This is a genomic window from Citrobacter sp. Cf087, assembly GCF_030334285.1.
Lineage (GTDB): Bacteria > Pseudomonadota > Gammaproteobacteria > Enterobacterales > Enterobacteriaceae > Citrobacter > Citrobacter freundii.
In genome coordinates this window covers 769,387-796,301 of record NZ_JAOWED010000022.1, presented here as the reverse complement: position 1 = coordinate 796,301, position 26,915 = coordinate 769,387, and the positions used below count along the sequence as shown (strand labels likewise).

Here is a 26,915-nt window from a genome sequence, read left to right as displayed (position 1 = left end):
TTATACGATCAATGAACTATTGCCATTGTTGCTGGCAAGGGTAGTGGGCATTTCCAGATAAAAGTCACCAATATTCACGGTGGTCGAATTGACGCCCACCAATGTGATGGTGTCTGTACCGATAGTCACAATGGTGTTGCCATTGTTTCCGGTGATAGACACGTTGCTGGCAAAATTACCCGCATTGATACCTAACAAGACGAGATCAAGGAAGTCCTGCCCGCCGTTGGGGTTACTGTCAAAACCGGTAATTCGGTCCTGCCCAAAGTTGGCCCCAAAGGCGAAGATGTCGCTCCCGGTACCACCGTCCAGAATGTCGTTACCTTCCTGACCATTGAGAATATCGTCTCCACTACCGCCGGAGAGGGTATCCGCGCCCGCACCGCCAATCATGACGTCGTTGCCAACACCACCTTGCAGGTTATCAACGCCATCTCCGCCATCGAGGAAGTCATTCCCGATACCACCAAACAACTGGTCGTTACCGCCCATACCAAACAGATAGTCGTTACCAGAACCGCCCGTAATGGTATTTGCAATGGCATTACCGGTACCAATAAAACTGCCGTTGCCGGTAAATACCAGTTCTTCCACGTTATCGGTGAGGTCGTAGCTGCTGAGGCTGGTTCGGACAACGTCCGTGCCGCCATTCACACCTTCGATAACCACATCACCGAAATCATCAACGATGTAGGTATCATCGCCCGCGCCGCCGGTCATACTGTCGGCACCAAGCCCGCCATCAAGCGTGTCGTTACCGGCATCACCTTGCAGAATATCTTGTCCCGCCTGACCAGAGAGGTTGTCGTTTCCAGCACCGCCGATGAGCAGATCGTCACCTGCACCGCCAAGTAAGGTGTCATTACCGCCTTCACCGCGCAGGATATCGCTCCAGGCAGTACCGACGAGGGTGTTAGCCCCGTTGGTACCAACAATCAGATCGCCTACAGGCTGGGTGGTGGTCGACGTCAGGACAACAGGGGGGTTGCCTTCATCGTCGACGACGGTAACGACCACCTGCAACGTTCTGCCGACCATAGCCTGGCCCGGCGTATAGGTAGCGGATGTCGCACCGTTAATGTTGACGAATCCGGTTGGCGAACTCATTCTCCATTGATAAGTGAAATTACCGCCGCTCAAACCATCAGCGTCAGAAATGCCTGAAACCACCGCTGTCAGCGTCAGGCTTTCAGTTGGGGTGAGGTCGTTAATTACCGGCATACCGGTCGTGACCTGATTGCGCGGGAGGATTGCCTGAGTTTGTGCCGACACCAGGGTTTCAGCGTCACCCATGCGGTCGTTAAAACTGGCGACCACACGCAACGGTGCGCCCTGAATAGCGCCAGGCACTCTGAACTCAACGCCTGTTGCCTGATCTCGCCATTGGCCGTTGACGAATGCCTGCCAGGTCATAGTGATGACCACATCCGCCGCCAGCCCGTTACCATCCAGCAAGTTCGCCACGTTGACGCGCAGCAGGTCACCCACCGAAGGATTAGGATTGCTGATGGTCAGATCGCCCGTCGCTTGTTGCCCCGTCACCCACAGCTGCTTCCCATCGCCAAACTCCAGTTTTTCGATGTTCAACAGACGATCGATGCCATCATTCAGGTTCAGCGCGGAATCCGGCGTAGCGTGATCGACGCGCAGGCTACCGTCCGCCATACGGGTAAAGACATAGTTGCTGCTGACATCACGGTACACCGCGACGTCAGTTTCCGTGCCGTTACCTTCATGCAGAATTTCGCGCACAATCGACAGTTGATTCGGTTTCAGCGTGCCGGCCAGCATGTACGATTTCAGTTCGGCCATACCTTCGGCGCTGGTGAGTCCCGCCATACCCGTAACGGCAATACGAACGTTGAGCCACGCATCACCATCAATGATATCGTTACCAGCTTTACCCATGATGCGGTCGCTACCACCACCGCCGAGTAAAATATCGCTACCATCATCAGGGTTCAGTAGCACCGCGTCCGGATTTGTAGAACGCTCTACGCCGAGAATAGCCTGTAGACCGTTGATCCGGTCCGCACCTTCCTGGGTCAGGTTGTTAGAGAGGGGAACGCCCTGAACAGGCGCAGTACCTATCGGCTGTTCTGTTCCGGTCAGGATATCGTCGTGTTTCCAGCCCGACAGCCCTTCAACAAGATCAAAACGGTCGCGTAGAATAAACTCCTGCTGGTTGACGAAAATAGGGATCCCAAGGTCAGAGTTAGCACCATTTGGGTCGCCTTTATGGATAGCCCAGTCGAAACCGGCCATGCCATTATTGCGCTGGATCCCCGCGCCCTGAACCATGATGTCGTCACCGGCTTCGCCATCGTAGTCGGTGTCGTTACCCTGACCGTTGAGGACATCGTGACCGATAATGGTACTGTTGAAGAACAACTCAGAGTTGTCACCCGCCAGCGTGTCAAACCCGTCGCCGCCTTCCAGCCAGTCATCGCCTTCGTTGCCCATCAGGAAATCACCACCCGAGCCGCCAAGCGCAAAGTCGTTATCCTGACCCGAGAAGACCTCCTGCGCATCTTCGCCGACCACCACGAAGTCGCTGCCGCTGCCACCAAAGACCAGATCGTTTCCGTTACCGGAGAAGATAACGTCATGTCCGGCATCGCCATGCAGGAAGTCCGCATCACCAACAGGCGTTCCGGTATCGGTAATAATGTCATCACCGTCACCGCCGTGGACCACATCTGCTTCGTCACCGCCGTCCAGTCGGTCATCTCCGCCATCGCCCCACAGGCTGTCGATCCCTTTACCGCCGATTAACGTATCGTTGCCTGCCGTCCCACCAAGCACCACATGCCCATCGCCGGTATATTTCAGATACCCACCATCGGCAAAACTATCGCCGTCAACATCCACCCCTGGGTCGCGACGCACCAACAACGGCGAGAGCAGATCCTTCAGCGGATTACCCCATTTCGGGTCGATTTCCGTTTGCAGCACGCGGTTCACTTCAAAAATATGGTCCGGTGTCTGGAACAGATTAGCGGGCAGGTGGGAGGAACCCTCATCACCAAGATCGCTGTTACGCATTACCAGCGCGGAAAACGAGTTGGCCTCCAGTTCATTGAGTAAGTTCAGCCCCTGAACGCGGCTCAGATAGTAGAAACGATCACCGTCCTGAAGCATTTCCATTTGTGTTTCAAAGACGAAGTTGAAGGTTGAGCCGAGCATGCCGCCAAATTCATTTTTGCGCTCAGCCAGCCCGCCAATCCAGAAATCGACCATATTCAGACCGGTCTCTTTGGTTGCCCACGCTCCGGTACTGTTAAAGAAATCCATCGCATCCGCAGGCGGGGAATTGTTTGCATCACCAAATAACAGGAAGTTAACCGCTGCGCGCTTACCTTCAAGGCTGGTAGCGTTAAGGATCAGTTCGTGCTGGCCATAGGCGGCCATAAAGTTAATGATTGAAGCGGGATTTTTCAGGTAGGTAGTGAAGTCAGCCCAACTGGTATAAGGCTTTAGTTGGCTATCGCCGCTTAAAGCAAAAAACTGCTCGCGGGCCTGGTTCAGCGTCGGCATTGCGGTGTCACGGCCACGGGCTATATTAAGCGCGCCTAAATCGAGGGGCAGGCCGATGAGATTATTACGCAGAGCATCGGTAATAAATTCATCAATTTCGTTACCCACCTGACGCGTCATACCACGCACTATTGCGCCGATAGCCTGATCGTCCGTGACGGTGGCCCCGTTGATTTGATTAAATGCTACCGGATTCAGGAATGCTGAAATCAGGTCAATATCACCGCTTTGCATATCAATGTCGGTACGCGCCACGGTTTCTGTCAGCATTGAATGCCCAAAACGGTAAACAACATGCGCAAACTCTGCAAAGATCAGCGGGTTGATATCCGCCGTGTTGGAGAAGACAAACGGATCGACGGCAGGTTGTACGGTACGGGCAAACTCCTCGAATACGAGGTGCTGATATTGCATTTCCGTGGAGAAGCGGCCTGCCTGGAATAAGTACTCACCGTTCCATACCAGAGTATTGGTATCGGCAGGTAATTCCGTGATTTGGTGGTTGGGCATCAACCACTGGTTAATGAGGTCGATATCGCCGGTTTCCAGCAGAGTGGTTTTATACTGCTCAACCAGGCGGTTATGCTCGCTGTGAAAAACGGCGTGCACCGCGGTTAAACCTATATTTTCGTTCCCGCGCCCGTCACCAGTGATAAAGTGGCGATCGAGCAGTTCATTATCATAGGTTCCTGCCGGTTGCGGTCCTTCTCCGCCGATGGCGCTGTCATCATCTGCCAGCAGACCAGCTTTTGGCACGGCAGTATGAGCGATGTCATCCAGAAACGCATGACCGGTGCGGAACGTCTCCGCGGGTAACAGGCCTCCGTTGGCTTCAACCAGCCCCCCGGTGGTAACAATCTGTACCTTTCCGTTTTCACTTAAAATCAAATTACCGTAGCGATCCGTTGCCAGCAGGGGAACATTAAACACGTCCTGATCGGTGAGTTTAATGCCAAGCAGGGTTTCAGCCTGGTTTTTAACGTCAGCCCAGGTCGCCAGTCCACCGTTTGCACCACCCAATAAATTCCCGGTGGGCTCAGGTTTCCCATCAATAATGACGTATTCGCGGATGAAAATTTGATGTGAAGGATGGGAGGTGTAGGTTTGGTTTTGGTCGATGAAGGGGGTCGTCAGGTTTACTGTCTCTCGGTTTTCATCCACCGTTGCCCGGGTTAATAACATAAAGTTTGTCGACGACCCTTCAACATATAAAGGGTCATCGGGCTGGAGCGGAATGAAAACGATACCGTTGCCTCCTTTCGGAATCAGATCCAGACCATGGTCGAAAAACTGGCCAAAGAAGGTCATCCAGCCGTTAAACGCAGGGGAGAGCCCAATATCGGGAGACTGATTGGGGATGGATAAGCTGCCATCCCCAGTAACAGTCCCGCCGCCGGGCGCATCTTTTAATGCGTTAAAAGCCTCCAGCGCAGCCGGGTTTGAGGCCGTCTGGTCTGAAATTAAATTGCTAATTATTCGTGGGTCGGCATCAATGACCGTACCGCCAATCTGGAGATAGCTGGTCATTTGATCCGCATCCTGCCAGTTTAATGCGGTTAATCTCGGCATTGTCTGATCGGCAGAGCCGTATAATTCCTGACCTGGTAAAAGGTTATTCCATGAACCATCTACCGTGCGAAGTCCGTAGGGCAAGAGTGGGCTGGAGACTAATTCCCGAAGCATTTCAGCATTAACGCTCCCGTCTGGGTTAGTTGCCGCTTCGGATATTTTGATCTGCTTAAGAATAAAAGCAAGATCGTGCAGGGTGACAGTAAAGTCATATTGTGAGGCCATAAGTCATTACCCCTATCTTTACTTGTATTAGCTATCATCATTCGTTCTCATGTTTATAAAAAACATGTGAGAATGAGTCGTATTTAGTGCTTGATTGTTATTGCTTGTACAACTCCATTTAATAAAATGCTCAGATTATCAATGACGTATTTAGCGTCATCTTCGTGGATATTCACATCGCGAAATAATGTAGTCGCAGGTTTAAAAGTTTGCTATTTGTGTGCAAGAGACACACTTGCTCTCTTGAATTATCAGGCATATTCAAGGTCTGCTGCGTCGCAAGTTTGAGCGTAGTAAGGGTTAGACGTGTTGTTTTTTTCTCACATTACATTTCTGTGATGATCATAACTATGGTTTTTCCTTTGCCGACTTCACTCATACTTTTCTATGAATAAGATTGTATTTTCATTTCTTTACATTAGGGGGGTGGCAATTTATTTTTACACCGAAGACAACGCTGAGTAGACTGCATTGAAGCTTCAATTTATGAGGAAAATATAACGTTATCTCGGTTAAACATTCCTCTCATCTTAAAATTATGTGCTACTTTGCCAGGTTGAATTAACCCGGGCAAGTTATGTTAACACCAGTACGAACACGGGTAATAACGAAGGTTAACTTTAAGACTAAACGGTCACAAGGTTGGCTATGGCTGCATTAACTTGTGATGAATATGGTCTTTATCGTGTTTAATTCGGGTTAAGAAAATTTTTCTTAGGGAAATTATGCCTGTAGATAAAATTTAATATAAACAATGAGTTACATCAAAAGCATCGAGATTTAGATCTTATTTAAGATCGACCTAATATGATTTGAGAAAACAAAGGTTTTAATCTCTGGGATTATTCTTAAACTAGCAGTCATCGTAGGGTTAATCCTACGGAGTCATAAGACATTACTGGCGTCGCTGTATCCCTCAATAAATACTCCGCTCTCAGCGGAGAGGGACTATTGAATTATTTATTACGATACCGATGTATTTATTAATTAAGGACAGACAATATGAAAATCAATAATCCTCATACCAGTTACATATTTGCAGCTGGTGGCCTTGCGTTATTGTTAGCGCAGATAGCGTATGCTGATTCAGCAAATACCATCACCTTTAAAGGCGAAGTGACCGAACAAACTTGCGAGGTCACGGTTAACGGTGTAAATGCACGGCCGGTAGTATTACTGCCGTCGGTTGCGAAAAGCGATCTCGCAGCAGCAGCATCTTCAGCAGGCCTGACAACATTCACCCTCGGCGTTACTGGTTGTACTGTTGATTCTAATGCGTTGGATATTAAAACCGTCTTCGTTGCAAATAATATGACCGAGCGTGGAAACCTGGCTAATACGGGTACAGCGCAAAATGTTGAATTACAACTGCTGACCGATAGCGCGGGCACTACGCCTATTGATTTGCGTACTGGAACTCCAGTTGCAGGAATCACCGTTGCGGCCGGAAATACGTCCGGTGAGCACGACTTTGCCGTGCAGTATTTTAGCCCGAACGGTGGAGCAACCGCCGGGACAGTTGTCGGCACTGTGCAATACGCCATTTCCTATTTGTAAGCGAGATCTGCGTGATGAAAGGATTGGCTATTGGTTTAGTTGGAATGATGATGTGCTTCTGCGTGCAGGCAAGCATAGTGATGACTGGCAACCGGATAATCTATCCGGCAGACAGCCGGGAAGTCAGTGTGCAATTAACTAATCGCGGCGACGTCCCTGGTGTCGTTCAGGTTTGGCTTGATGATGGCGATGCACAATCAGTACCACAAACTGCGGCCGCTCCTTTTGTCACCACGCCACCGGTCTTTCGGATGGCGGCCCACGCGGGGCAAACTGTGCGGCTGCGTTACATCGGCAAACCCGTTGCACAGGACAGGGAATCGCTATGGTGGTTTAACTTCATTCAGATCCCGCCCATAAATAAGGATGCGCAAAACGATAACCAGCTTCTGGTGCTGGTACGTAGTCGCGTAAAAGTATTGGTCAGACCCACAGGGCTGGTGGGTTCGCCGCTGGAGATGGCGAACACCAGCCGGGTCTGGCTGCAGAATGGCAAGCTGCATTTACGCAATAACAGTGGTTTCTATCTTGCTCTCTCGTCACTTGACGTCAGCGGTGCGGGAAAAAAACAGCGCATTCAGAGCGAAACGATCGCACCGTGGGCGACAATGTCGTGGCCTGCAAAAATTTCGCAAGTGAATGACGCGCAAATCGATGGGAGCGGCTGTGACCGACGGTCGAGGTCGTGTAGTCGGGATGGTTGCCCAGGCGAACCAGGTATATGCCCGCGTTGAAGAAGAAGAGGGACTATTGATGCTGGAAAGCAGTGATTGTTCGTTGCCGTGGAAACTTAACCAACAACAACGTACAGAACCGTTAATTGCATTAACGGTAGCTTGCGTAACAAAAGGGCGCTCATGAGACTATTTTTTCTGGTGCTGGCGCTGTTTTCTTGTCAGATACAGGCCGCCTGTGAATACATTATTTATCCATATAAATCAGGAAGTAGTGGCGCACAAGGCACGCACAGGCTTAGTGCAAGTACGGACGGCATTGCCAATGACTGGCGCTCCGGTGGCGGCAACGATGCCTGGAACGGGCTATTGCCGGGATTGAGTAAGTCTGTCGATATCACCAGTAATAGCAGTTTTCAGCCGGCAGGGACGATCCTGACCTCCAGCGGCGGGATCCCTTTTACCACTTATGCCCATAAAGGCGGCGGTTACGATCCTGAGCAGGTATTTTTCCGTTGTACACCGGACACAGCCGGGCAACTCTATGAAGCCTGGTCAACTAACGGCGATGACACCGTGGCTGGCTGGTATGAAGCAACGGATGTACCTGGCGCGTATCTGACCATCATGAAAAACGTCGCATTACGCTTGACGCACGATGCGACAGGCAGCGTCTTTACCGACAGCTGGCAGCAACGCCCACTGGAAAACCTGGATCTTGATACCAATGGCAACTTCCTGATTAAGGCCAAGAACTTCTCGACGATAAGTGCCGAGTTGATTAAAACGCTGGATACACGCTACTACGCCAACCAGGCGCAGTCTGCTACTTACAATAGTTATGTGAATCCCAATGCTTACGTGGTTTTTCGTGGGCCCGGTACAACTTCGTGGGGTATCAAGATAGGTCAGCCACACCGTGGAGGAAACTGGGCTGGCTGGGCGAATGACTGGCCGTCAGTGATTAGCCTGTACAATAACGGGATCTTCGTCAAACGTGCAGCAATGTGTCAGGTTACCGATTTTACGCCCGTTGTGCATCTGCCGCCAATTTCCGTGGCCCAGCTCAAGCAGGGGGAGTATTCATCAGCGCCCTTCCAGATAGGATTTGCCTGCGAATCAACGGTGGTTTCCGGTGTGGCGACCGGGAAGAGCAATGTCGCAATGGGGCTGCTTGCACCGGAAAGCAGCGTCAACAGCGCCTGGGGTTTTAATTTGATTACTGGTAAAACCGTAACCTGGCTATTAGATACGCAATATGGCGCTCCCGGGCAGGCTCGCGGCGTTGGCGTGCGTGTTTACCGCGCGGGTAGTCCGGTGAATTTTATGGCGGTATCAACTGTCGGCAGCGGTAGCGAAGGCGGCTGGATGCCAGTCATTGGCAGCAATACGCAGCAAAATGGCAGCCAGGATGGCATCAATTACTACAGCGAAAGCTTCGAAGCTCGTCTGGCAAGTTTTGGTGCAGATACGTTAACGGCGGGGGGCTACCAGTCACATGTACAAGTTTTATTGCGTATTCAGTAGCCTCTGGATGTTGGCATTTGGCCTACATGCGGCGGTTAACATCAGTACTACTCGGGTCATCTTCAACCACGGAGAGACTCAACGCTCGGTGATGTTAGTCAACGACGGTAATTATCCCGTGGTGGTTCAAAGTTGGGTAGATGACGGCACGCCAGAGAAAGGGCCATCTCAGGCCAGTTCGCCTTTTATCGTGCTTCCCCCGGTGCTAAAAATTCTCCCCGGTGAACAACGCGAGATAAAGGTGATGACGACTGGGGCGGGGCTTGCCAACGATTATGAGTCGTTATTCTGGCTCAACGTGTACCAGGTTCCAGCGGAGTTGAATAAAAGCTCAACTGGTGAAAAAGTGCGCTTAACGTTAAGAAATCAGCTAAAAGTCCTATGGAGACCGAAAAACACAGGCGTGTTGACTGAAAAAAGCATCAATCTTCTGAGTTTTCACCATGAAAACGGGGGGATTTACGCTGTTAATCAGAGTTCCTGGAACATATCTCTGGCTAATGTAGCTTCAGGAGACTATTCCATAACTGGAATAGTGGTTTCACCGCGTTCCCGGCAGGTAATTTTTAAGTCAGCACCTCCTGAAATGCTGAATAATAAGATAAACTTTACTGTGATTAACGATGAAGGAAATCGTTGGGGATTTTCAACTGTCGTAAATTAACGCTGGCAGTACTCGCTCCAGCTAAATTGACAAAAATCCATATTCAGGGAACATAATGGCACACGTGTTTTTGCTTAACAGTACCGTTGTATTCTGGCCAGAGCGGAACGTACTCTACGCGAAATCAGATGAGACCAAACGTATAACATTAAGCAATCCGGCAACCCGTTGTTTACTATTATTAATTCAACAACAGGGGCAGGTTATTGAACGTGATTATTTCTTTGAGCATGTCTGGTATATTAACGGTGCGCAGGTCACCAATAATACGTTCTATCAGAATATTTCCTTGCTTCGTCGCGCGTTTAAAGAACTTAGCCTGAATGAAGAACTTATCGTAACCGTACCGAAAGTCGGGATCCGCCTGGAGCCACAACTGGAAGTGCTGGAACAGAAGATTGAAGAACCGCTTAGCGAGCTCTCTGTCACGCCATCGGTAACGTCGGTAAATACAGTGACAAAATCACTGCTTATGCGCTCACTGTGCTGGATTCTGGCGGGTGTTGTGTGCTGCGTTATAGCCGCAATAGTGACCTGGGAGGCACAGTTTGATCCCAGACTCAGTCGTTATGTGTCTTTAAGCGTAGGGGAGGGATGCCACTGGTACGCCAATCAGGATGTGCTTAAATTTGATCAGCACCAGCAGTTTATCAAAACAAGTACGCTGGATTGTCAAAGCTATCCCTGGGTTTATCTCACGCTGTATCCTAATTTCCCGCGGATCTCCGCATTAACTTGTCGAAAGCAATTTAGCCGCTGGCAGGATAATGATTGTGTGACCCATTATTATTTCGCGGAGTCCAGACATGTGGGGACGTAATATAAAATGGTGTGTTGGCATCATCTTAGCAGTAGCGTTAACAATTTCTGTCACGATGACGTTACAAAACTGGCAGCGGTCACATTTTGATTGCTCCGGAGAATTAGTAATGGAGTATCCAGATATTCGTGGTGATATTTCAGTCAGGTACGTTTTTAATGGCAGCAATGGGGTGGCTATTTTACGCGGAAAAATCACTGATAATAACGGTGAAAAGCTGGCGGTAAATCAAAATGTCTGGTTTACCTTTACCCGCAAGGATGATGATTACTTTATGGAATCCGGAAATGTCGCTTCAAGTTCCGGTGGCACTAACATTCATCCATTGTTAGCGAGAACGTTGCCAGATTTTTTCCTTAAACCCAAAGAACCATTTTATTTCAGCATATTGCGACTCAATAGCAGTACATGGCAGTTCTATACCAGCCGTTCGCCGTCGGTGTTTTGTCAGCGTTAAACCGTTGAGATTGCACTCTGTATAGAGTTTGCATCCAGAGTGCTTGTGCTCAAAGCATTTCAACTGCTGGAGCGAACTTTGTTGCTCAGACCTTCATGATTGGTTATTCGACAGAGAAATCAGAAGGGGCGAAGACTGAACAGGTCCATGGGGTTAGAAGCCTAATACAGTTCAAATTCAATTTAACATAATATACATTATGCGCACTAAGATGGAGTAAGAAAGAACCTGAGTTTTTTTGGTCGTCCTTGTGCAACTGAAACATAGTGTTAAACGGCGCTGCTGCGTATCAGACGATACAGAACATGTTGTGCTAATCGATGATCTGGCGGCAACGCGGGATGCACAAACTCTTCTGCTTTACTCATGCCAAGGCGTATCATCAGGTTCTCAGACGGTTTGTTCAGCACCGAAGTAAAAGAAACCACCTCAGTTAACGCCAGTTCCTCGAAAGCAAAAGTCAGGCAGGCTTCAGCAGCTTCCAATGCAAACCCCTGATGCCAGAATGATTTCGCAAGACGCCAGCCTATTTCAGTACAGGGTGAAAAATGAAACTTATCAGGTTGTGGATGTAAACCTACGCAGCCCACAAACTGGTGTGTTTCTTGTAGTTCAACGGCCCAAAATCCCCAGCCGCGCTCTGTAATGCCTTCCTGGAATCTTGCGGCAAGATTGTCGCTTTCCGTCCGTAGCAATGGAGCCGGAAAAAAACGCATCACATCGGAATCGGTATTTAACGCGGCGAATGGCGCTCTGTCTTTCGCTTCCCACTGACGGAGAATCAGTCTCGATGTTTCCAGCATAAATCTGCCCTTATCATTCATTTTCATATAATCTTCTAAAAGAAGCTGCTCATCGGCAAGGACTAATGAACCCCCTTTCCGCCTTTTCTTCTTATACTGGAGATTCATACATGGCCGACTGGAACCCTTCGCTTTATTTGCAATATAAAACTGAACGTTCAAGACCCGCAGCGGAATTACTTAGCAGAGTGGCGTTAGAAAGTGTTCGTTCAGTTGTCGATCTTGGCTGTGGCCCGGGAAACAGTACAGCATTACTGCATCAGCGCTGGCCTTCAGCTCAAATAACTGGGGTTGATACCTCACCCGCGATGCTTAATGAAGCGCGCAACACATTACCAAAATGCCATTTTATTGAAGCGGATATCAGTACGTTTCAGGCAGAGCACCCCGTGGATCTGCTTTATGCCAATGCATCGTTACAGTGGGTACCCGATCACTATGAATTATTCCCGCACCTGGTCTCACAACTGAGTCACAATGGCGTTCTGGCCGTGCAAATGCCAGATAACTGGCTGGAGCCAACGCATGTATTGATGCGCGAAGTGGCTTATGAACAAGATTACCCAGACCGTGGCCGTGCTCCGCTTCCTGGCGTTCACGCCTACTATGATATTTTGACCGAAGCGGGTTGTGATGTAGATATCTGGCGTACAACGTATTATCACATTATGGATTCGCATCAGGCAATTATCGACTGGGTAAGCTCGACGGGCCTGCGCCCCTGGTTGCAGGATTTGAGCGAAAGCGAGCAACGTCATTACCTGGCGCGCTACCATGAACTGCTCCAGGAACAATATCCGTTGCAGGAGAACGGCAAAATTTTACTGGCATTTCCGCGATTGTTTATTGTTGCCAGACGCAATAGTTAAGCGTTTATCATCTGGCAGATCACAGGAATAAACTATCAGCCATGCGTACCCTCGCCTTTTTATCATAAGGATCTAGTGGCTATGTCTGGCTTCTGCTAGTGTCTTGCAATATGTTTCTGACGGGGGTTGTTATGTCTAAAGTCTACATTGGTGGGTGTCTGTGTGGCTCGATCCGTTTCACAGCCAGCAGTCCTAATAATTCCCATACCTGCTCCTGCGATATATGCCGGAAACATACGGGCGCGCCTACCGTCGTCTGGATTGAGTTTGATGCAGAAAATGTAGAATGGACGGGAAAAGCCGGAAAACCGAAAACCTGGCGCTCATCAGAAACGACCAGTCGGGCCTTTTGCCCTCAGTGCGGCAGTTCCGTGGGCGCCATCGATGACGCCCCGGTCATTGCGCTTTTAGCCGGTGCTTTTGACGATCCTAACGATGAAGACCTTGCACCGGAGTTTCATTCGTTTTCCGATATGCAGCCCGCGTGGTGGCAAAACGAACGTCGCTAAGTGAGTTGATAGTGCTTATCCGGCATATGCTTTGCTGGCACATTTGTTTCATCATTCATTTGCAGCAAATCGATTTCGATTGCATTGCAAATCGCATCCAGCGGCAGATCGTTGTTCTCAGTGCCAAACGGATCTTCAAGCTCTTCTGCAAGCGTGTCGAGCGAAATAAAAGTATAGGAAATAAGCACTGAAATAAACGGTGTCATGTAGTGCAGATCGACCACCAATGCAAATGGCAACATGATACAAAACAGGTACACAGTACGGTGAAGGATCAAGGTATAAGCAAACGGCACCGGGGTATTAGCAATCCGCTCACAACCGGCCAGTACTGCAGACATATCATTTAACCTATTGTTTAAACTGTGAAATAATATGTCAGACAGTTGACCATTACGTCTGCGTACGGCCAACCACTCCCCCATCAGCAACAAAATACGGTTTGCCGGGGATTGTGCGGCAAATACCGTTTGCAAATCTTTCTCGCTAAGATATTTCGCTAACGGCTTCGCCTGTGGGTTTCGACGTAACGTCATGCGTAAACAGTGAGCAAATGCAATTTGCAGACGCACAAACTGTCCCAGTTCTGCATCGTCAGGTAACGTGGTTTTTACCTCACGCAGAAGCGATCGGGAAGCAATCATCAACTGCCCCCACAGGTGTCGGGCCTCAACGTAACGTGAATAGCAGGCGTTATTGCGAAACCCCAGAAAAATAGCTATCGCCACGCCGAGAATGCTGAACGGCGCAAGGGTAAACTTAATGCCCAGCATCGTATACCAGGGCAACATGATAATAACGGCGATGGAAAGCAGGAAGTTCAGCAGCAGACGTGAAAAAATCTTGGATAATACGGAACCGTGCCAGACGAATATCAGGCGCATCCAGTGTTGTTGGGGACGAACGATCATGGTTATCTTCGGGAAAATGTGAAATCCGTCACATTAGACGCGATAGCGATCAATGTTGCAAGTTAATCGCAACATTATCCAAACAACTTTTGCCCTGCTCAAAACGAAGCCGCACGGAAGTTACAGACTGGGTTAATGACATAAATAATACAGTATGTTGTAACTAATTTATATCCAGAAAAAACCCGGCCTGAGCCGGGTTGTCGGTAGTCGTCTTAGCACAGTGGCTTAACGGCTTCCCGCATACCTTTTGCCAGGATGGCATCCAGATCGGCAGAAACTTGCTCCACCAGCCCAGAAACCTGGGTCAGGTCTTGCTCCCAATGTTCTTTGACCGCCAGTACAGTACGCACCAACGCCTCAGTACTTATCTGGCGATCGCGATGTTGGCTCCACAGTTGTTGGAAACGTTCAATCCAGGGCGCATCATCCTGGACCGGATAAGACTCACCGTTACGCTCCCCGCGGTAGAACGCAATCAACGCCGCCAGCGCAAACGTCAAACGCGCAGGCAGTTTACCGCTGGCCTGTTGCCCTGCCAGCAGTTGCGGCAATATGCGGGTACGGAATTTAGTCATGCCGTTCAGGGCAATCGACAACAACTGATGCTTGATGTACGGGTTGCAGAAACGCCCCGTCACCGCACTGGCAAAGGACGCCAGCTCATCGCGCGGTAAATCCAGTACCGGAATGATTTCTTCATAAATAGCTTTTTCAACGAAGGCGCAAATTTCTGCGTCATTCATCGCCTCGCCCACGGTGTCCAACCCTGCCTGCCAGGCAACAGGAACCAGCGCAGTGTGAGCACCGTTGAGAATCGCCACTTTGCGCTCTTTGTACGGTTTGATGTCATCCACAATCAGGACATTCAGCGGATACTTATCCAGACGTAGTTCTGCGGCTAATGACTTCGGCCCCTGAATGACAAACAGATAGAAATGTTCTGCCGTGTCGAGGAAAGCATCATGATAGCCCAGTTCAGCTTCGAGCTTAGCTACCTCATCACGCGGATAGCCGGTAACAATACGGTCCACCAGCGTAGAGCAAAATGCATTGGCCTGATCCAGCCACTGAATAAACGCTTCCGGCAGCGTCCATTCCTGAGCGTAGCGCAGAACCAGTTCACGCAGCGCATCACCGTTATAATCAATCAGTTCGCAAGGGATGATAATCCAGCCTTTATCCAATGCGCCGTTAAAATAGCTGAAGCGTTCGAACAGCAGACGCGTCAGTTTAGCCGGATAACTTACCGCTGGCGCGTCGTCAAACTTATCGCCCGCGTGGTAACTGATACCTGCTTCCGTGGTGTTAGAGAACACAAAACGCATATCAGGATTATGTGCCAGCTTCAGGAACTCATCGTATTCGCTATAGACGCTGATTTCACGGTTAACTGAACGAATTAGACGAGCATCGCTGACAGCCTCGCCCTTCTCATTCAAACCACGAATGATAGTAGTATAGAGGCCATCCTGCGTACTCAGCGATGGCGGGAAGGTACTTTCGATAGGACGAACAATGACCACACCAGCGTTCAGATCGGTATGTTCGTTCAGCAGATCAACCTGCCAGTCTACAAAGGCGCGCAGGAAGTTTCCTTCACCAAACTGAATAATGCGTTCAGGATACTGAGCACCGGGGAAATCGCGACGATTTAGTGTTTGCACAATGGGTTCCCTTTATGATTAGTCATACAACATGATTGAATTGGTCCAATAGGTTAGCAAACTTTAATACATTGAAACCCTGTTTTGATCAATCCCCGGCGACAAATTAGAGCGTTTTATAGAAAAGTGTGGTCCCGGTCAGCGTCCCATCGGGCATTTGGGCATAGTCAGGTATCACCCCTACCTTTTTCCACCCGCAATTGTGGTAGAACAACTCCGCGCCACTGCCCGTCGCCGTATCAAGCACCAGCAGCGTTTTACCTTGTTGACGCGCGCAACTTTCCAGTTCGTTCATCAATTCACGAGCCAGGCCACCGCGTCGCGCTGAGGGGTGAACCAGCAGTTTGGCAACATCAGCACGATGAGGTTGATTTTCAGGTTGATCGATAATGAGTTGGACGGTACCGACAAGCGCCCCCTGCGCGTTTTGCGTACCAAGAACGATCCGTTCTCCGCGAGAAACACTTTGCGCGACGTTCATCCAGAAAGGCTCTGATTTTTCGCGATTAAAGGGCAGCATAAAACTGATGGAGGCACCGTCATTGACGCACCGTTCAAGAACATCGCTGAGCTCGTCGATTCGCGACAGAATCTGTGCCGCGCTCAGCACAAAGCAGGGTTTACCGGAAGCCATGGTTTCTCCTTAGATTGACCCCTTCATACTGCTTTTAACAATTACACAACACAAGGGGTCATATCATAGGATAATGTTATCTATGGCTTGTTCATCTGAAGTACTAACCAGTGATAAATAACCGTGACAACGTAACGTTTTTGTTCATCGTTTAGCGCTACGCCCTTAGGTATATCATGCCATTTCGCCAGACACCCTCGACAGCATGTTGCCGTAGCATGTTGAGCGATAAATACCGGGTGACCGCGCATGGGAGTTTGTTTACCATCATTGGCGGGAAACGCAGGAGCCAGTCGTTTAGCAATAAAATCCGCAGCATGTTGTTCGATAACCGGCGCCCCTTTATCCAGACAATACTGCCTTTCTTTCTGACCAAGACGAAACCGCGAGCGAAACGTTGATTTCGCCAGCCGGGCAAAAAGAGGATCGAGCGTATTCATCAGTAAACCGAACGCCCCAGCTGTTGTGTTAATTGCTCCAGCACGGCGATACCGGCCAGTGAATTTCCCGCCGGGTCCAGTTCCGGACTCCAGACAGCAATCGCCATCTCGTGAGGCACGATCGCCACGATGCCGCCCCCCACACCAGATTTCGCCGGAAGCCCGACCCGCCAGGCAAACTCCCCTGCGTTCTGATACATGCCGCTGGTCGCCATTAGCGCATTGATCTGCCTGGCCTGCATCGGCGTCACCACGGGTTCCGCAAGATGAAAGGCATGCCCTTGATTTGCCAAAAAGACAAAGGTTCGCGCCAACTCCACACAGCTCATTTTTAGCGCGCAGTAGTGAAAGTAATTTTGCAAAACGGTGGTCACGTCATGGTGAAAATTGCCGAAGGATTTCATCAGCCAGGCAATTGCGGCATTACGCGCCGAGTGTTCAAACTCTGATCGCGCGACCGTCGCATCATAAGCGATATCCGAAACACCGCTTAACGCACGTACCACTTCCAGCATCCGTTGACGCGGTGCGCTTAGACGCCCTTGCAACATATCGCAAACCACCAGCGCCCCGGCGTTAATAAAGGGATTGCGAGGGATACCCTGCTCCATTTCCAGCTGCACCAGGGAGTTAAAAGGATGGCCAGAAGGATCTTTGCCGACACGCTGCCAAATCTCCTCTTCCTGATAGTGACGCATTGCCACGACCAGGCTGAGCACCTTTGAAATCGACTGAATAGAAAAACGTTCTTGCGCATCTCCCGCCTGATAGTGCTGTCCATCAACGGTACAGATAGCAATACCCAGTTTTGAACCGTCGACAGAGGCTAATGCCGGAATATAATCAGCGACTTTACCCTGACCAATCAGCGGACGAACCTGCTGCACAATGGTCTCTAAAATTGAATTGTCCATGGCCCTGGCCACAACATGCTCCTTGCTCGCAGGTATGAAAGGCCTGCGAGTATAACAGAGCTGAATACGCAGCGTCAGGCCGGAAGGCGGAATCTGGCCACGGCCTGCATAAGCTGGCGGGATTCATGGTGTAGCTGCAAGGAAGAGTCAGATGCAGCATTCACCAGTTCGCTGGTTTGCCGGGCTTCGCCGTTCAGGACATGCAGCTTTCGAGTCAACTGGTGAATATTGTTCCCTTGATTTAAGGTTGCAGTCGAAATGTCGTTCAGCAACGCGCCAAGATTCTCAACCAGTGCGATAACCTGCTGCAAATTCTTATCCAGTCCGTTAACCGCGTGAAAGCCCTCTTCAATGCCCTGTAACGAGTGTTTAATCAGTGTCTGAATGTTTTGCGTAGACTGACCGCTTTTTCGCGCCAGCAGCCCAACTTCTTTTGCAACCACGGCAAACCCACGCCCTTGCTCCCCAGCATGTGCTGCCTCGATTGCCGCGTTAAGAGCCAGGATATTTGTCTGAAATGCAATGTTGTCGATAAGCGTTGTAATCCCTCGCATTTCAGACGAACGTGTCACAATCGCCTGCATTGACGTATTTACCGTCGCCATCATTCGGTCCCCGCCTGCCGCAACATCTCGCGCCTGCACAGCGCGTTGATTCGCCAGTTCAGCAAAGCCACTGTTATCCTCAACATGCATTTCCAGCAACGAAATATGCGATGTCACGCTGCTTAACTCTTCACTTTGTTTCGCCGACTGCTGATATAGCTGTTTATTGTTCTGCGCAAGTTCGTTGATATTTTCTACCATTGCAGTGGTGGCATCGTTCACCTGCTGCACCAGCGCGCAGAGACCTTGCTGCATTGCAGCAATACGCGAACTTAATTGCGTCACTTCCCGGTTAAACTGACTTACCTGCGGGGCCGGGCGAGACAGGTCCCCCGCTGCTAAAATATCGATATGATCGATCAGCCGTCGCAGTGGCATAATCACCCAACGGGACATACTGCGCCAGACCAGAAAGGCGATAACCACCAGCACGAGAGGAATAAACAAAAATAGATTCTGTAAACGCTCAAGACTGGTCAACAGCTGCTGACGCCCAGCTTCCGCATGTCGCCCACTGTGCTGCTGAAAGCGCGCGTAATTAGCGTTAAAGTCCGTCTGAAAGGCCTGCACGGGTACGGCAAAAAACGCATCAATGGAACCTGACTGCATCAGCCCATCCGCCTGCTCCTGAATACCGCTATAAAAACGCTGATAGCTCTCCGTTAGATCCGGATCCGGCTGCGGTTTCATATCCCGCCAGGCATCCCATGCACTTTTTGACTGCGCCAGCGCCCGGTATGCCTCTTCCATTAACGGACGCCAACTCCCGTCCGAACCGGTGGCGGCATCCTGCATAAAATAAACTCCCGCACGGTTAAGTAAATCGCTGGCAGATAATAACGCCACCCGCGCTTCATCAACCTTCGCCTGCTGTATAAGCGCGAGTTGATTACGTTCTTCATTATGCTGTGCGCCGCTGACTGAGGCCGAAAGCATTAAGGAGGACGCGACCTGCAAAATAGAGAACAGCGCAATAATGCAAAAAATGCCGGTTAACAGACCAAACTGACGGGGTATAAGACGACGGAAAATTTGCGTTATGTTCATATTACTCATCTGTATCAAAGCGTTAGACGCGAGTGTACGGAGAGTAAATGACAGAAAAATTGCAGAAATAAGACAGGTGCCCCCAGCGGAGGCACCTACACCATCAAAGGCGGTTTTTCCAGACGGTCTGCACGTTACAAAACTCATGCAAACCAAAGTGCGAAAGCTCTCGGCCAAAACCACTTTTCTTCACACCGCCAAACGCAACGCGGGCATCGCTGGCACTGTAACCATTGATGAATACGCCACCACACTCCAGGCGTGACGCCATCTTCTGCGCCAGCACTTCATCCGCAGTAAACACCGTGGCAGATAAGCCGAAATCACTGTCATTCGCCAGCGCTAAGGCATGTTCCGCATTCTTCGCCACAGTAATTGCCGCAACTGGACCAAACAGTTCCTGGCGGAACGCCGTCATCTCTGGAGTAACATCGCCCAGTACCGTCACGGCATAGTAATTACCATGACCCGCAATTTTTTCCCCGCCGAGAAGTAACCGCGCCCCTTCGGCAAGGGTGGCTTCAACCTGCTGGTGCAACTCATCACGCAGATCAAATCGCGCCATCGGCCCCAGATCGTTTTCTTCGTTCAGCGGATCGCCCATTTTGAGCGCGCTCGCAGCGGCCACAAAGCGTGAAGTAAATTCTGCCGCTATCCCTTCTTCGATAATAAAGCGTTTGGCTGCCGCACAAACCTGCCCGGTATTCTGATAACGCCCGGCGACCGCCGCCTTAACGGCCAGATCGAGGTCTGCATCATTAAGGACAATAAACGGATCGGAGCCCCCCAGTTCAAGAACGCATTTTTTCAACGCGGCCCCCGCCTGGGCGCCAATCGCCGCACCAGCACGAACACTACCCGTTACCGTTACCGCCGTGATACGCGGGTCATTGATCATCTGACTGACCCCTGCGTTATCGGCATTCACCCAACCGTAAACCCCCACGGGTACACCCGCATCAGCGAAAACCTGCGCAATAATTGCAGCACAGCCGGTTACGTTAGGCGCATGCTTTAACAGGTAACCATTTCCGGCCAACAGAATCGGGACGGCACCTCGCATTACCTGCCAGAGTGGGAAGTTCCACGGCATGATCGCCAGAATAGTTCCTACCGGACGATACTCAATCACCGCCTGGTTATTCTCCACCAGCGTGGGTTCCGGACTGAGCATCACCGGTCCATGCTCGGCGTACCAGTCACACAACGCAGCTGACTTAGCGACTTCAGCCCGCGCCTGCTTAATGGGTTTACCCATTTCACGTGAGATACACTGCGCCATCTCTTCCGCACGATGGCGCAGAGCTTGCCCAATATGGCGCAGCATTTGCGCACGGTGCTCAACGGAAGTGTGTTTCCATTCGCTATAGCCATTCGCTGCAAGGTTCAGCGCATGATCAATCTCTTCCACGCTGGCCCACGGCGTCGCCGTCAGTCTTTCACCGCTGGTAGGGTCAATGGAAATCGCATGTGTTGCTGCTGTGATAGTCATTAAGTGCCTCTCTTTATCGCAGGGTATGGTTATATCATGAGCATATTTACTCTTTCTGAAAAATGAATAATATTAACCATACCATTCACGAATAGAGAAAATTATGGATCTGACGCAGCTGGAAATGTTTAATGCCGTCGCGGAAACTGGCAGTATTACGCAGGCCGCTGCGAAGGTTCATCGCGTGCCATCTAATCTCACCACCCGTATACGTCAGCTTGAAGCCGACCTGGGTGTTGATCTGTTTATTCGTGAAAACCAGCGTCTGCGGCTTTCCCCATCCGGGCACAACTTTTTGCGCTACAGCCAGCGGATCCTCGCGCTGGTTGAGGAAGCCAGGATGGTCGTCGCCGGGGATGAGCCGCAAGGACTCTTCTCTCTCGGCTCGCTTGAAAGTACGGCAGCAGTACGCATCCCCGCCACGCTGGCTGAATATAACCAGCGTTACCCCAAAATTCAGTTCGCGTTAGCGACAGGTCCTTCTGGCACAATGCTGGACGGCGTGCTCGACGGTACATTGAACGCTGCCTTTGTCGATGGCCCAATTACCCATCCAGGCCTTGAAGGAATGCCGGTCTACCGTGAAGAGATGATGATTGTCACTCCTAACGGTCATCCTCCTATTCAGCGGGCCAGCGACGTCAACGGTTGCAGTATTTACGCCTTTCGCGCCAACTGTTCCTATCGCCGCCATTTTGAAAGCTGGTTTCATGCCGATCGCGCCATGCCCGGCACCATTCACGAAATGGAGTCATATCACGGTATGCTGGCCTGCGTCATTGCCGGAGCGGGTATCGCACTGATCCCGCGTTCGATGCTGGAGAGCATGCCAGGGCATCATCAGGTCAACGCCTGGCCGCTAAGCGAGAACTGGCGCTGGCTGAATACATGGCTGGTCTGGCGCAGAGGTGCAATGACGCGGCAGCTGGAAGCGTTTATTGAGGTGTTGAACCCTCAGTTATCACAGAGCCCGGAGTAGCTGGCTATCCTCAAAGAACATGAATAACTGTATATCCGGGTGAAGTCATACGCCCGGAATTTCATTATTATTGAAATACTTAAAAATATGAGGAATGTTCGGCAGCAAATTGTAGCGCCCTGCCAATGAAATGAGATCCGCATCACAAAATGATTGTATTTTCGCCAGCAAACGTTTTAAGATCGTGGCCTTACCTTTTCGCAGCTAATCCTCTTATTTGATATGACAACAGACACTGTTTCCCGCAAGGTCGCGTGGCTACGGGTAGTTACGCTTGCCATTGCCGGTTTTATTTTCAATACCACAGAGTTTGTCCCTGTCGGTTTGCTTTCCGACATCGCACAAAGCTTTAATATGCAGACCGCTCAGGTCGGGATCATGCTGACGATCTACGCCTGGGTTGTTGCCCTGATGTCGCTCCCCTTCATGTTACTTACCAGTCAGGTAGAGCGCCGAAAACTTCTGATCTGTCTGTTTGTTGTGTTTATCGCCAGCCATGTGCTCTCTTTCCTGGCATGGAATTTTACCGTGTTGGTAATTAGCCGTATTGGTATTGCCTTTGCGCACGCTATTTTCTGGTCGATCACCGCATCGCTGGCAATTCGCCTGGCTCCTGCCGGGAAACGTGCACAGGCTCTCAGCCTGATTGCCACTGGCACTGCGCTGGCGATGGTATTGGGGCTGCCCATCGGGCGTATCGTCGGTCAGTATTTTGGCTGGCGCACAACCTTCTTCGCCATCGGTATGGGGGCGTTAGTTACCCTGCTTTGCCTGATTAAGCTCCTGCCCAAACTACCCAGTGAGCACTCCGGCTCTTTAAAAAGCCTGCCCGTGTTATTCCATCGCCCGGCATTGATGAGTCTGTATCTACTGACGGTGATTGTGGTCACCGCGCACTATACGGCCTACAGCTATATCGAGCCGTTCGTGCAGACCGTCGCGGGCCTGAGCGCAAACTTTGCTACTGTCCTGTTGCTGGTTCTGGGTGGTGCGGGAATTGTCGGTAGCGTCATTTTCGGTAAGCTGGGTAATCTGCATGCGTCCGTACTGATTAGCAGTGCCATTGCCCTGTTGACGATATGCCTGGTACTGTTACTTCCCGCCGCTGACAGCGAAATGCACCTTGCCATCCTGAGTATTTTCTGGGGCGTCGCCATCATGCTGATAGGCCTGGGTATGCAGGTGAAAGTTCTGGCGCTTGCTCCGGATGCGACTGACGTCGCAATGGCGCTGTTCTCAGGAATCTTTAATATCGGTATTGGCGCTGGCGCGCTGGTAGGCAATCAGGTGAGTTTGCACTGGTCGATGTCTACGATTGGTTACGTCGGCGCAGTGCCTGCCGTTGCCGCGTTGATATGGTCGGTGATTATCTTTCGTAAATGGCCGGTATCACTGGAAGAACAGCCTCAGCATTCATAAAAAATATGCCCGGTAAATATTACCGGGCATAGTGTTTTAAGCGTAGGTTTTGATAATTTCCAGCACGCCGTTAATAATAAACTGCACGCCCATACACACCAGCAGGAAGCCCATCAAACGAGAAATCGCTTCGATACCACCTTTACCGACCAGCCGCATGATCCCCCCGGAACTGCGCAAACAGCCCCACAGGATAATCCCGACAACCGCAAAAATAATCGGCGGCGCGATCATGATCACCCAGTCCGGAAATTCGGAACCATGACGCACGGTGGACGCGGAGCTGATGATCATCGCAATCGTCCCCGGACCGGCAGTGCTTGGCATAGCCAGCGGTACAAAAGCGATATTGGCCGTCGGTTCGTCTTCCAGCTCTTCAGACTTGCTTCTCGCTTCCGGAGAATCATGCGCCTTCTGCTGTGGAAACAGCATCCGGAAGCCGATAAACGCAACGATTAACCCACCCGCAATACGTAACCCGGGAATCGAAATCCCGAACGTATTCATTACCACCTGCCCGGCGTAGTACGCCACCATCATAATGGCAAATACATAGACAGATGCCATGAGTGACTGACGGTTACGCTCTGCGCTGTTCATATTGCCGGCTAGGCCAAGGAACAACGCCACGGTGGTTAACGGGTTTGCCAACGGTAACAGGACTACCAGCCCCAGTCCTATTGCTTTAAACAAGTCCATCATAATGTCATCTTTCCTGTGCGTTAATCGTCAGCGGCAAGTATACGGTGAAATCCGCGAGATAAGCCATTTTCGTGATGTAAGGATTCATTTTTCATCCGCACGTATAAACCATAATTATCAAACCGTTAAAATTCCACTCGCCAGGTATTTAGTCTGATGATTTAGCAAAACGTGGCATTTGCGGATCCATTCGTTTGACTTATATTTGCCTAAGCAATAATATCAGCCGTGACTAACTACTTGCCAGGGCAACCATTGTGAAAAACACCAGTGATCTGTTTAACGAAATCATCCCACTGGGTCGTTTGATCTATATGGTTAATCAGAAAAAAGATCGTTTGCTAAACGACTATCTGTCACCGCTGGATATCACGGCATCGCAGTTCAAGGTGCTCTGCTCCATCCGTTGCGCGGTGTGCATCACCCCTGTCGAATTGAAAAAAGTGCTGTCTGTCGACCTTGGCGCCCTGACGCGGATGCTGGACAGACTGGCCTGTAAAGGCTGGATAGAAAGGCTTCCGAATCCACATGATAAGCGTGGCGTGCTGGTAAAACTCACCGATCATGGCGCAGCAATTTGCGAGCAGTGTCATCAATTAGTAGGGCAAGACCTGCACCAGGAACTAACAAAAAACTTAACGGCGGATGAAGTAGCCACACTTGAGCACTTGCTTAAGAGAATCCTGCCGTAAACAGAAAGAGGTATGACGATGTCCAGACGCAATACTGACACAATCACTATTCATAGCATTTTGGACTGGATCGAAAATAACCTTGAATCGCCGCTCTCACTGGAAAAAGTGTCTGAGCGTTCAGGTTACTCCAAATGGCACCTGCAACGGATGTTTAAAAAAGAAACCGGTCATTCACTGGGTCAATACATTCGCAGCCGTAAAATGACTGAAATAGCGCAAAAATTAAAAGAGAGTAACGAGCCCATTCTTTATCTGGCAGAGCGTTACGGTTTTGAGTCTCAGCAGACGCTGACCCGGACATTCAAAAACTATTTTGATGTTCCGCCGCACAAATACCGTATGACGAATATGCATGGCGAATCGCGCTATTTGCTTCCACTCAATCAATGTAATTGCTAATCGCCAGTTAACGACGTAACCGAGGAAATCATGAAAATTCTGTCTTATGCAATGCTGGCCCTGCTGTTTGTTGTTTCGGGTCAGAGCATGGCGGAACAGACCGCGCAACCTGCCACACAGAACAGTCGCGACGCGATGATTATGCCCCCTGCGCACGATCAGTCCCCGTTCGATTTTAATCATATGGGTGCAGGCAGCGACAAGTCCGACGAATTAGGTGTGCCTTATTACAATCTGCGCAACCTGTAATTTTATTGCCCCGCTACTGCGTAATACTTGTCAGTTAACGAACCGGAGGTAATAAATCTGTTGCCTCTGTCGCATTGTTACGTTCACCTTATATTTTTCACTTATCTGAAACCAGATTGCCTGTGAACGTGTTAAGGGTACTATCGCCGTACCCTTAACAATCCCGGCTCCCGGCGGGAAAATTGCCACTTCGTGGTTCCCTCCGATTATTCCTTCAGGCTTTCGGGCCGGGCGCGAGGCAACTTCCCTGTAAAGCGCGCCCTGAGCCAGCATCCATGCTGGCTCTCCCGGCCTTACGGAAACACGTCGGCAATTTTCCCGCCGGGAGCCTGGGTTGCAAGGGAGGCGGCGGTGAGCCTCCCTTGCACGTTCACGGATATCAGTGCCTCAGAGAAGTTATGCCGCTGAGGTGAACGGAACCCTGATCCTGAATTACATGTTCTCAATAATGCTTAACTGACGCAGGCATCACCCGTCACTGCGGGGCTTTTTTTAGCCCCTCACCGACGCAATTTTACGCAACCGAAAACCAAACACATTGATATACAGCCCAGCCATGATCAGTAGCGCGCCAAGTAGCTGTAATCCGCTAAGCGTTTCGTCCAGCAGTACGGCCGCACTCGCCAGACCGACAACCGGCACCAACAGCGATAGCGGCGCTACCCGCCAGGTCTCATAGCGTCCGAGTAACGAACCCCAGATGCCATAACCCACAATGGTCGCCACGAACGCCAGATACACCAGTGACAAAATGGTTGTCATATCTATCGCCACCAGACTTTGGGTAATTTGCGCTGGACCATCGAGAAGTAATGAGGCCAGGAAGAACGGAACAATGGGGATTAGCGCGCTCCATACCACCAACGACATCACGGCCGGACGCGATGTATGCTGCATGATTTTTTTGTTAAAGATATTGCCACAGGCCCAGCTTAGCGCCGCCGCCAGCGTCAGCATAAAACCGAGCATGCCAACATGCTGACCGTTCAGACTGGCTTCAATCAGTACCAGCACACCAAATACCGCCAGCGCAATTCCTACCAATTGTTTACCCTGCAGACGTTCGCCAAAGGCGAATGCCCCCAGAATGATGGTGAAAAACGCCTGAGCCTGTAATACCAGAGAAGCTAACCCGGCAGGCATACCAAATTTGATGGCGCTGAAGAGAAACGCGAACTGTCCAAAACTAATTGTCAGGCCGTAGCCGAGTAAAAGCGAAAGCGGAATTTTCGGGCGGGCAACAAAAAAAATCGCCGGGAACGCCACCAACAAAAAGCGTAACCCTGCCAACATCAACGGCGGCATATTGTGCAAACCCACTTTAATGACAACAAAGTTCAGTCCCCAAACCACAACGACCAGTAACGCCAATAACCCGTCTTTACGCGACATACCACCGCCCCTGCAAATATTAAATTTTTGTAAACAAGTTAAAGTAACGGAAATCGTTGTACCGTAACAGATCATTAATTTAGGTAGGCCACACAGGGCATTTTCGGACAACTTATTGAGTGTACATCACACTTTTAGCATGCTATTTGTTTCTGATAT

Annotated in this window: 24 protein-coding genes; 13 read left to right on the top strand and 11 right to left on the bottom strand. The window is 50.3% G+C overall.

All coding sequences use genetic code 11. The features are described from left to right. Nucleotides 1-5,331 (bottom strand): peroxidase family protein, encoded by a 5,331-nt coding sequence (locus OGV57_RS05930; RefSeq protein WP_071684401.1) that lies wholly within the window; start codon nt 5,329-5,331, stop codon nt 1-3. A 1,002-nt stretch (nt 5,332-6,333) separates the two neighbouring features. On the opposite strand from OGV57_RS05930, the gene OGV57_RS05925 reads away from it, so the two are divergent. The 6 genes from OGV57_RS05925 to OGV57_RS05900 all read left to right on the top strand — a co-directional run bounded on the left by OGV57_RS05925 (nt 6,334) and on the right by OGV57_RS05900 (nt 11,030). After that, the gene (locus OGV57_RS05925) at nt 6,334-6,888 is read left to right on the top strand and encodes a fimbrial protein (RefSeq protein WP_016150243.1); all 555 of its coding nucleotides are present in this window, start codon (nt 6,334-6,336) and stop codon (nt 6,886-6,888) included. Between the two features lie 14 nt (nt 6,889-6,902). Further along, entirely contained in the window at nt 6,903-7,622 is a 720-nt protein-coding gene (locus OGV57_RS05920) for a fimbrial biogenesis chaperone (RefSeq protein ID WP_286530927.1), read from the top strand. A gap of 123 nt (nt 7,623-7,745) precedes the next feature. Next, nucleotides 7,746-9,089, top strand: coding sequence for a fimbrial protein (locus tag OGV57_RS05915; protein WP_286530838.1), 1,344 nt, complete (start codon nt 7,746-7,748; stop codon nt 9,087-9,089). Between the two features lie 7 nt (nt 9,090-9,096). Next, a complete protein-coding gene (locus OGV57_RS05910) occupies nt 9,097-9,753 on the top strand; it encodes a fimbrial biogenesis chaperone (protein ID WP_054528376.1) in 657 nt (218 codons plus the stop codon). Between the two features lie 55 nt (nt 9,754-9,808). Next, the gene (locus OGV57_RS05905; protein ID WP_054528375.1) at nt 9,809-10,573 is read left to right on the top strand and encodes a winged helix-turn-helix domain-containing protein; all 765 of its coding nucleotides are present in this window, start codon (nt 9,809-9,811) and stop codon (nt 10,571-10,573) included. Beyond that, nucleotides 10,560-11,030 (top strand): YqeJ family protein, encoded by a 471-nt coding sequence (locus OGV57_RS05900; protein WP_063456227.1) that lies wholly within the window; start codon nt 10,560-10,562, stop codon nt 11,028-11,030. The genes OGV57_RS05905 and OGV57_RS05900 overlap by 14 nt, the downstream gene beginning before the upstream one ends. Nucleotides 11,031-11,299: 269 nt before the next feature. Here the strand turns inward: OGV57_RS05900 and OGV57_RS05895 are convergent, their stop codons facing one another. After that, nucleotides 11,300-11,833, bottom strand: a complete 534-nt coding sequence (locus tag OGV57_RS05895; protein ID WP_016150236.1) for a GNAT family N-acetyltransferase — start codon at nt 11,831-11,833, stop codon at nt 11,300-11,302. A 110-nt stretch (nt 11,834-11,943) separates the two neighbouring features. Between OGV57_RS05895 and tam the strand changes: the two genes are divergently transcribed. Together tam and OGV57_RS05885 are read left to right on the top strand one after the other, a co-directional pair. After that, on the top strand, nt 11,944-12,702 hold the full coding sequence (tam, locus tag OGV57_RS05890; protein ID WP_003836295.1) for a trans-aconitate 2-methyltransferase: 759 nt from the start codon (nt 11,944-11,946) through the stop codon (nt 12,700-12,702). A 131-nt stretch (nt 12,703-12,833) separates the two neighbouring features. Beyond that, on the top strand, nt 12,834-13,211 hold the full coding sequence (locus OGV57_RS05885) for a GFA family protein (protein WP_003836296.1): 378 nt from the start codon (nt 12,834-12,836) through the stop codon (nt 13,209-13,211). Here OGV57_RS05885 and OGV57_RS05880 read toward each other — a convergent pair. The 7 genes from OGV57_RS05880 to sad all read right to left on the bottom strand — a co-directional run bounded on the left by OGV57_RS05880 (nt 13,208) and on the right by sad (nt 20,921). Then, nucleotides 13,208-14,122 (bottom strand): bestrophin family protein, encoded by a 915-nt coding sequence (locus OGV57_RS05880; RefSeq protein WP_046670674.1) that lies wholly within the window; start codon nt 14,120-14,122, stop codon nt 13,208-13,210. The genes OGV57_RS05885 and OGV57_RS05880 overlap by 4 nt on opposite strands. Nucleotides 14,123-14,337: 215 nt before the next feature. After that, the gene (locus OGV57_RS05875) at nt 14,338-15,789 is read right to left on the bottom strand and encodes a tagaturonate reductase (RefSeq protein ID WP_054528374.1); all 1,452 of its coding nucleotides are present in this window, start codon (nt 15,787-15,789) and stop codon (nt 14,338-14,340) included. Nucleotides 15,790-15,895: 106 nt separating this feature from the next. Beyond that, a complete protein-coding gene (locus OGV57_RS05870) occupies nt 15,896-16,423 on the bottom strand; it encodes a GNAT family N-acetyltransferase (RefSeq protein ID WP_003032438.1) in 528 nt (175 codons plus the stop codon). A gap of 80 nt (nt 16,424-16,503) precedes the next feature. Then, entirely contained in the window at nt 16,504-16,863 is a 360-nt protein-coding gene (locus OGV57_RS05865; protein ID WP_003032437.1) for a DUF4186 domain-containing protein, read from the bottom strand. Continuing rightward, nucleotides 16,863-17,789, bottom strand: coding sequence for a glutaminase B (glsB, locus tag OGV57_RS05860; RefSeq protein ID WP_003032436.1), 927 nt, complete (start codon nt 17,787-17,789; stop codon nt 16,863-16,865). The genes OGV57_RS05865 and glsB overlap by 1 nt, the downstream gene beginning before the upstream one ends. A gap of 62 nt (nt 17,790-17,851) precedes the next feature. Further along, complete coding sequence (locus tag OGV57_RS05855) at nt 17,852-19,429, bottom strand: methyl-accepting chemotaxis protein (protein ID WP_054528373.1); 1,578 nt, start codon at nt 19,427-19,429, stop codon at nt 17,852-17,854. Between the two features lie 103 nt (nt 19,430-19,532). Further along, nucleotides 19,533-20,921, bottom strand: coding sequence for a succinate-semialdehyde dehydrogenase (sad, locus tag OGV57_RS05850; protein ID WP_044699824.1), 1,389 nt, complete (start codon nt 20,919-20,921; stop codon nt 19,533-19,535). Nucleotides 20,922-21,024: 103 nt separating this feature from the next. On the opposite strand from sad, the gene ptrR reads away from it, so the two are divergent. Both ptrR and OGV57_RS05840 read left to right on the top strand, forming a co-directional pair. Continuing rightward, nucleotides 21,025-21,900, top strand: coding sequence for a putrescine utilization regulator PtrR (ptrR, locus tag OGV57_RS05845; protein WP_003032431.1), 876 nt, complete (start codon nt 21,025-21,027; stop codon nt 21,898-21,900). A gap of 222 nt (nt 21,901-22,122) precedes the next feature. After that, nucleotides 22,123-23,319 (top strand): sugar transporter, encoded by a 1,197-nt coding sequence (locus tag OGV57_RS05840; protein ID WP_003032430.1) that lies wholly within the window; start codon nt 22,123-22,125, stop codon nt 23,317-23,319. A 36-nt stretch (nt 23,320-23,355) separates the two neighbouring features. Here the strand turns inward: OGV57_RS05840 and OGV57_RS05835 are convergent, their stop codons facing one another. After that, complete coding sequence (locus OGV57_RS05835; RefSeq protein WP_003032428.1) at nt 23,356-24,021, bottom strand: MarC family NAAT transporter; 666 nt, start codon at nt 24,019-24,021, stop codon at nt 23,356-23,358. Nucleotides 24,022-24,278: 257 nt separating this feature from the next. Between OGV57_RS05835 and marR the strand changes: the two genes are divergently transcribed. The 3 genes from marR to marB are packed head-to-tail and all read left to right on the top strand — an operon-like array spanning nt 24,279 to nt 25,364. After that, nucleotides 24,279-24,713, top strand: a complete 435-nt coding sequence (gene marR, locus OGV57_RS05830) for a multiple antibiotic resistance transcriptional regulator MarR (protein ID WP_003032426.1) — start codon at nt 24,279-24,281, stop codon at nt 24,711-24,713. Nucleotides 24,714-24,731: 18 nt separating this feature from the next. Next, nucleotides 24,732-25,115 carry an MDR efflux pump AcrAB transcriptional activator MarA gene (marA, locus tag OGV57_RS05825; protein WP_003032424.1) on the top strand — a complete coding sequence of 128 codons (384 nt, stop codon included), beginning with the start codon at nt 24,732-24,734 and terminating at the stop codon, nt 25,113-25,115. 30 nt (nt 25,116-25,145) lie between these two features. Continuing rightward, nucleotides 25,146-25,364 carry a multiple antibiotic resistance protein MarB gene (gene marB / locus OGV57_RS05820; RefSeq protein WP_054528372.1) on the top strand — a complete coding sequence of 73 codons (219 nt, stop codon included), beginning with the start codon at nt 25,146-25,148 and terminating at the stop codon, nt 25,362-25,364. A gap of 492 nt (nt 25,365-25,856) precedes the next feature. Here the strand turns inward: marB and eamA are convergent, their stop codons facing one another. Next, entirely contained in the window at nt 25,857-26,756 is a 900-nt protein-coding gene (gene eamA / locus OGV57_RS05815; protein WP_048241015.1) for an O-acetylserine/cysteine exporter, read from the bottom strand. Between the last annotated feature and the right edge of the window lie 159 nt (nt 26,757-26,915).

What these genes read in the sequence shown, in the direction of transcription:
- OGV57_RS05870 (WP_003032438.1), bottom strand. Translation starts at nt 16,423, where the DNA reads ATGGCTTCCGGTAAACCCTGCTTTGTGCTGAGCGCGGCACAGATTCTG.
- OGV57_RS05865 (WP_003032437.1), bottom strand. Translation starts at nt 16,863, where the DNA reads ATGAATACGCTCGATCCTCTTTTTGCCCGGCTGGCGAAATCAACGTTT.
- OGV57_RS05855 (WP_054528373.1), bottom strand. Translation starts at nt 19,429, where the DNA reads ATGAACATAACGCAAATTTTCCGTCGTCTTATACCCCGTCAGTTTGGT.
- eamA (WP_048241015.1), bottom strand. Translation starts at nt 26,756, where the DNA reads ATGTCGCGTAAAGACGGGTTATTGGCGTTACTGGTCGTTGTGGTTTGG.
- OGV57_RS05880 (WP_046670674.1), bottom strand. Translation starts at nt 14,122, where the DNA reads ATGATCGTTCGTCCCCAACAACACTGGATGCGCCTGATATTCGTCTGG.
- OGV57_RS05920 (WP_286530927.1), top strand. Translation starts at nt 6,903, where the DNA reads ATGAAAGGATTGGCTATTGGTTTAGTTGGAATGATGATGTGCTTCTGC.
- OGV57_RS05840 (WP_003032430.1), top strand. Translation starts at nt 22,123, where the DNA reads ATGACAACAGACACTGTTTCCCGCAAGGTCGCGTGGCTACGGGTAGTT.
- OGV57_RS05930 (WP_071684401.1), bottom strand. Translation starts at nt 5,331, where the DNA reads ATGGCCTCACAATATGACTTTACTGTCACCCTGCACGATCTTGCTTTT.
- OGV57_RS05900 (WP_063456227.1), top strand. Translation starts at nt 10,560, where the DNA reads ATGTGGGGACGTAATATAAAATGGTGTGTTGGCATCATCTTAGCAGTA.
- OGV57_RS05905 (WP_054528375.1), top strand. Translation starts at nt 9,809, where the DNA reads ATGGCACACGTGTTTTTGCTTAACAGTACCGTTGTATTCTGGCCAGAG.
- sad (WP_044699824.1), bottom strand. Translation starts at nt 20,921, where the DNA reads ATGACTATCACAGCAGCAACACATGCGATTTCCATTGACCCTACCAGC.
- marA (WP_003032424.1), top strand. Translation starts at nt 24,732, where the DNA reads ATGTCCAGACGCAATACTGACACAATCACTATTCATAGCATTTTGGAC.
- OGV57_RS05885 (WP_003836296.1), top strand. Translation starts at nt 12,834, where the DNA reads ATGTCTAAAGTCTACATTGGTGGGTGTCTGTGTGGCTCGATCCGTTTC.
- ptrR (WP_003032431.1), top strand. Translation starts at nt 21,025, where the DNA reads ATGGATCTGACGCAGCTGGAAATGTTTAATGCCGTCGCGGAAACTGGC.
- OGV57_RS05895 (WP_016150236.1), bottom strand. Translation starts at nt 11,833, where the DNA reads ATGCTGGAAACATCGAGACTGATTCTCCGTCAGTGGGAAGCGAAAGAC.
- OGV57_RS05910 (WP_054528376.1), top strand. Translation starts at nt 9,097, where the DNA reads ATGTTGGCATTTGGCCTACATGCGGCGGTTAACATCAGTACTACTCGG.
- OGV57_RS05925 (WP_016150243.1), top strand. Translation starts at nt 6,334, where the DNA reads ATGAAAATCAATAATCCTCATACCAGTTACATATTTGCAGCTGGTGGC.
- OGV57_RS05915 (WP_286530838.1), top strand. Translation starts at nt 7,746, where the DNA reads ATGAGACTATTTTTTCTGGTGCTGGCGCTGTTTTCTTGTCAGATACAG.
- OGV57_RS05835 (WP_003032428.1), bottom strand. Translation starts at nt 24,021, where the DNA reads ATGATGGACTTGTTTAAAGCAATAGGACTGGGGCTGGTAGTCCTGTTA.
- tam (WP_003836295.1), top strand. Translation starts at nt 11,944, where the DNA reads ATGGCCGACTGGAACCCTTCGCTTTATTTGCAATATAAAACTGAACGT.
- marB (WP_054528372.1), top strand. Translation starts at nt 25,146, where the DNA reads ATGAAAATTCTGTCTTATGCAATGCTGGCCCTGCTGTTTGTTGTTTCG.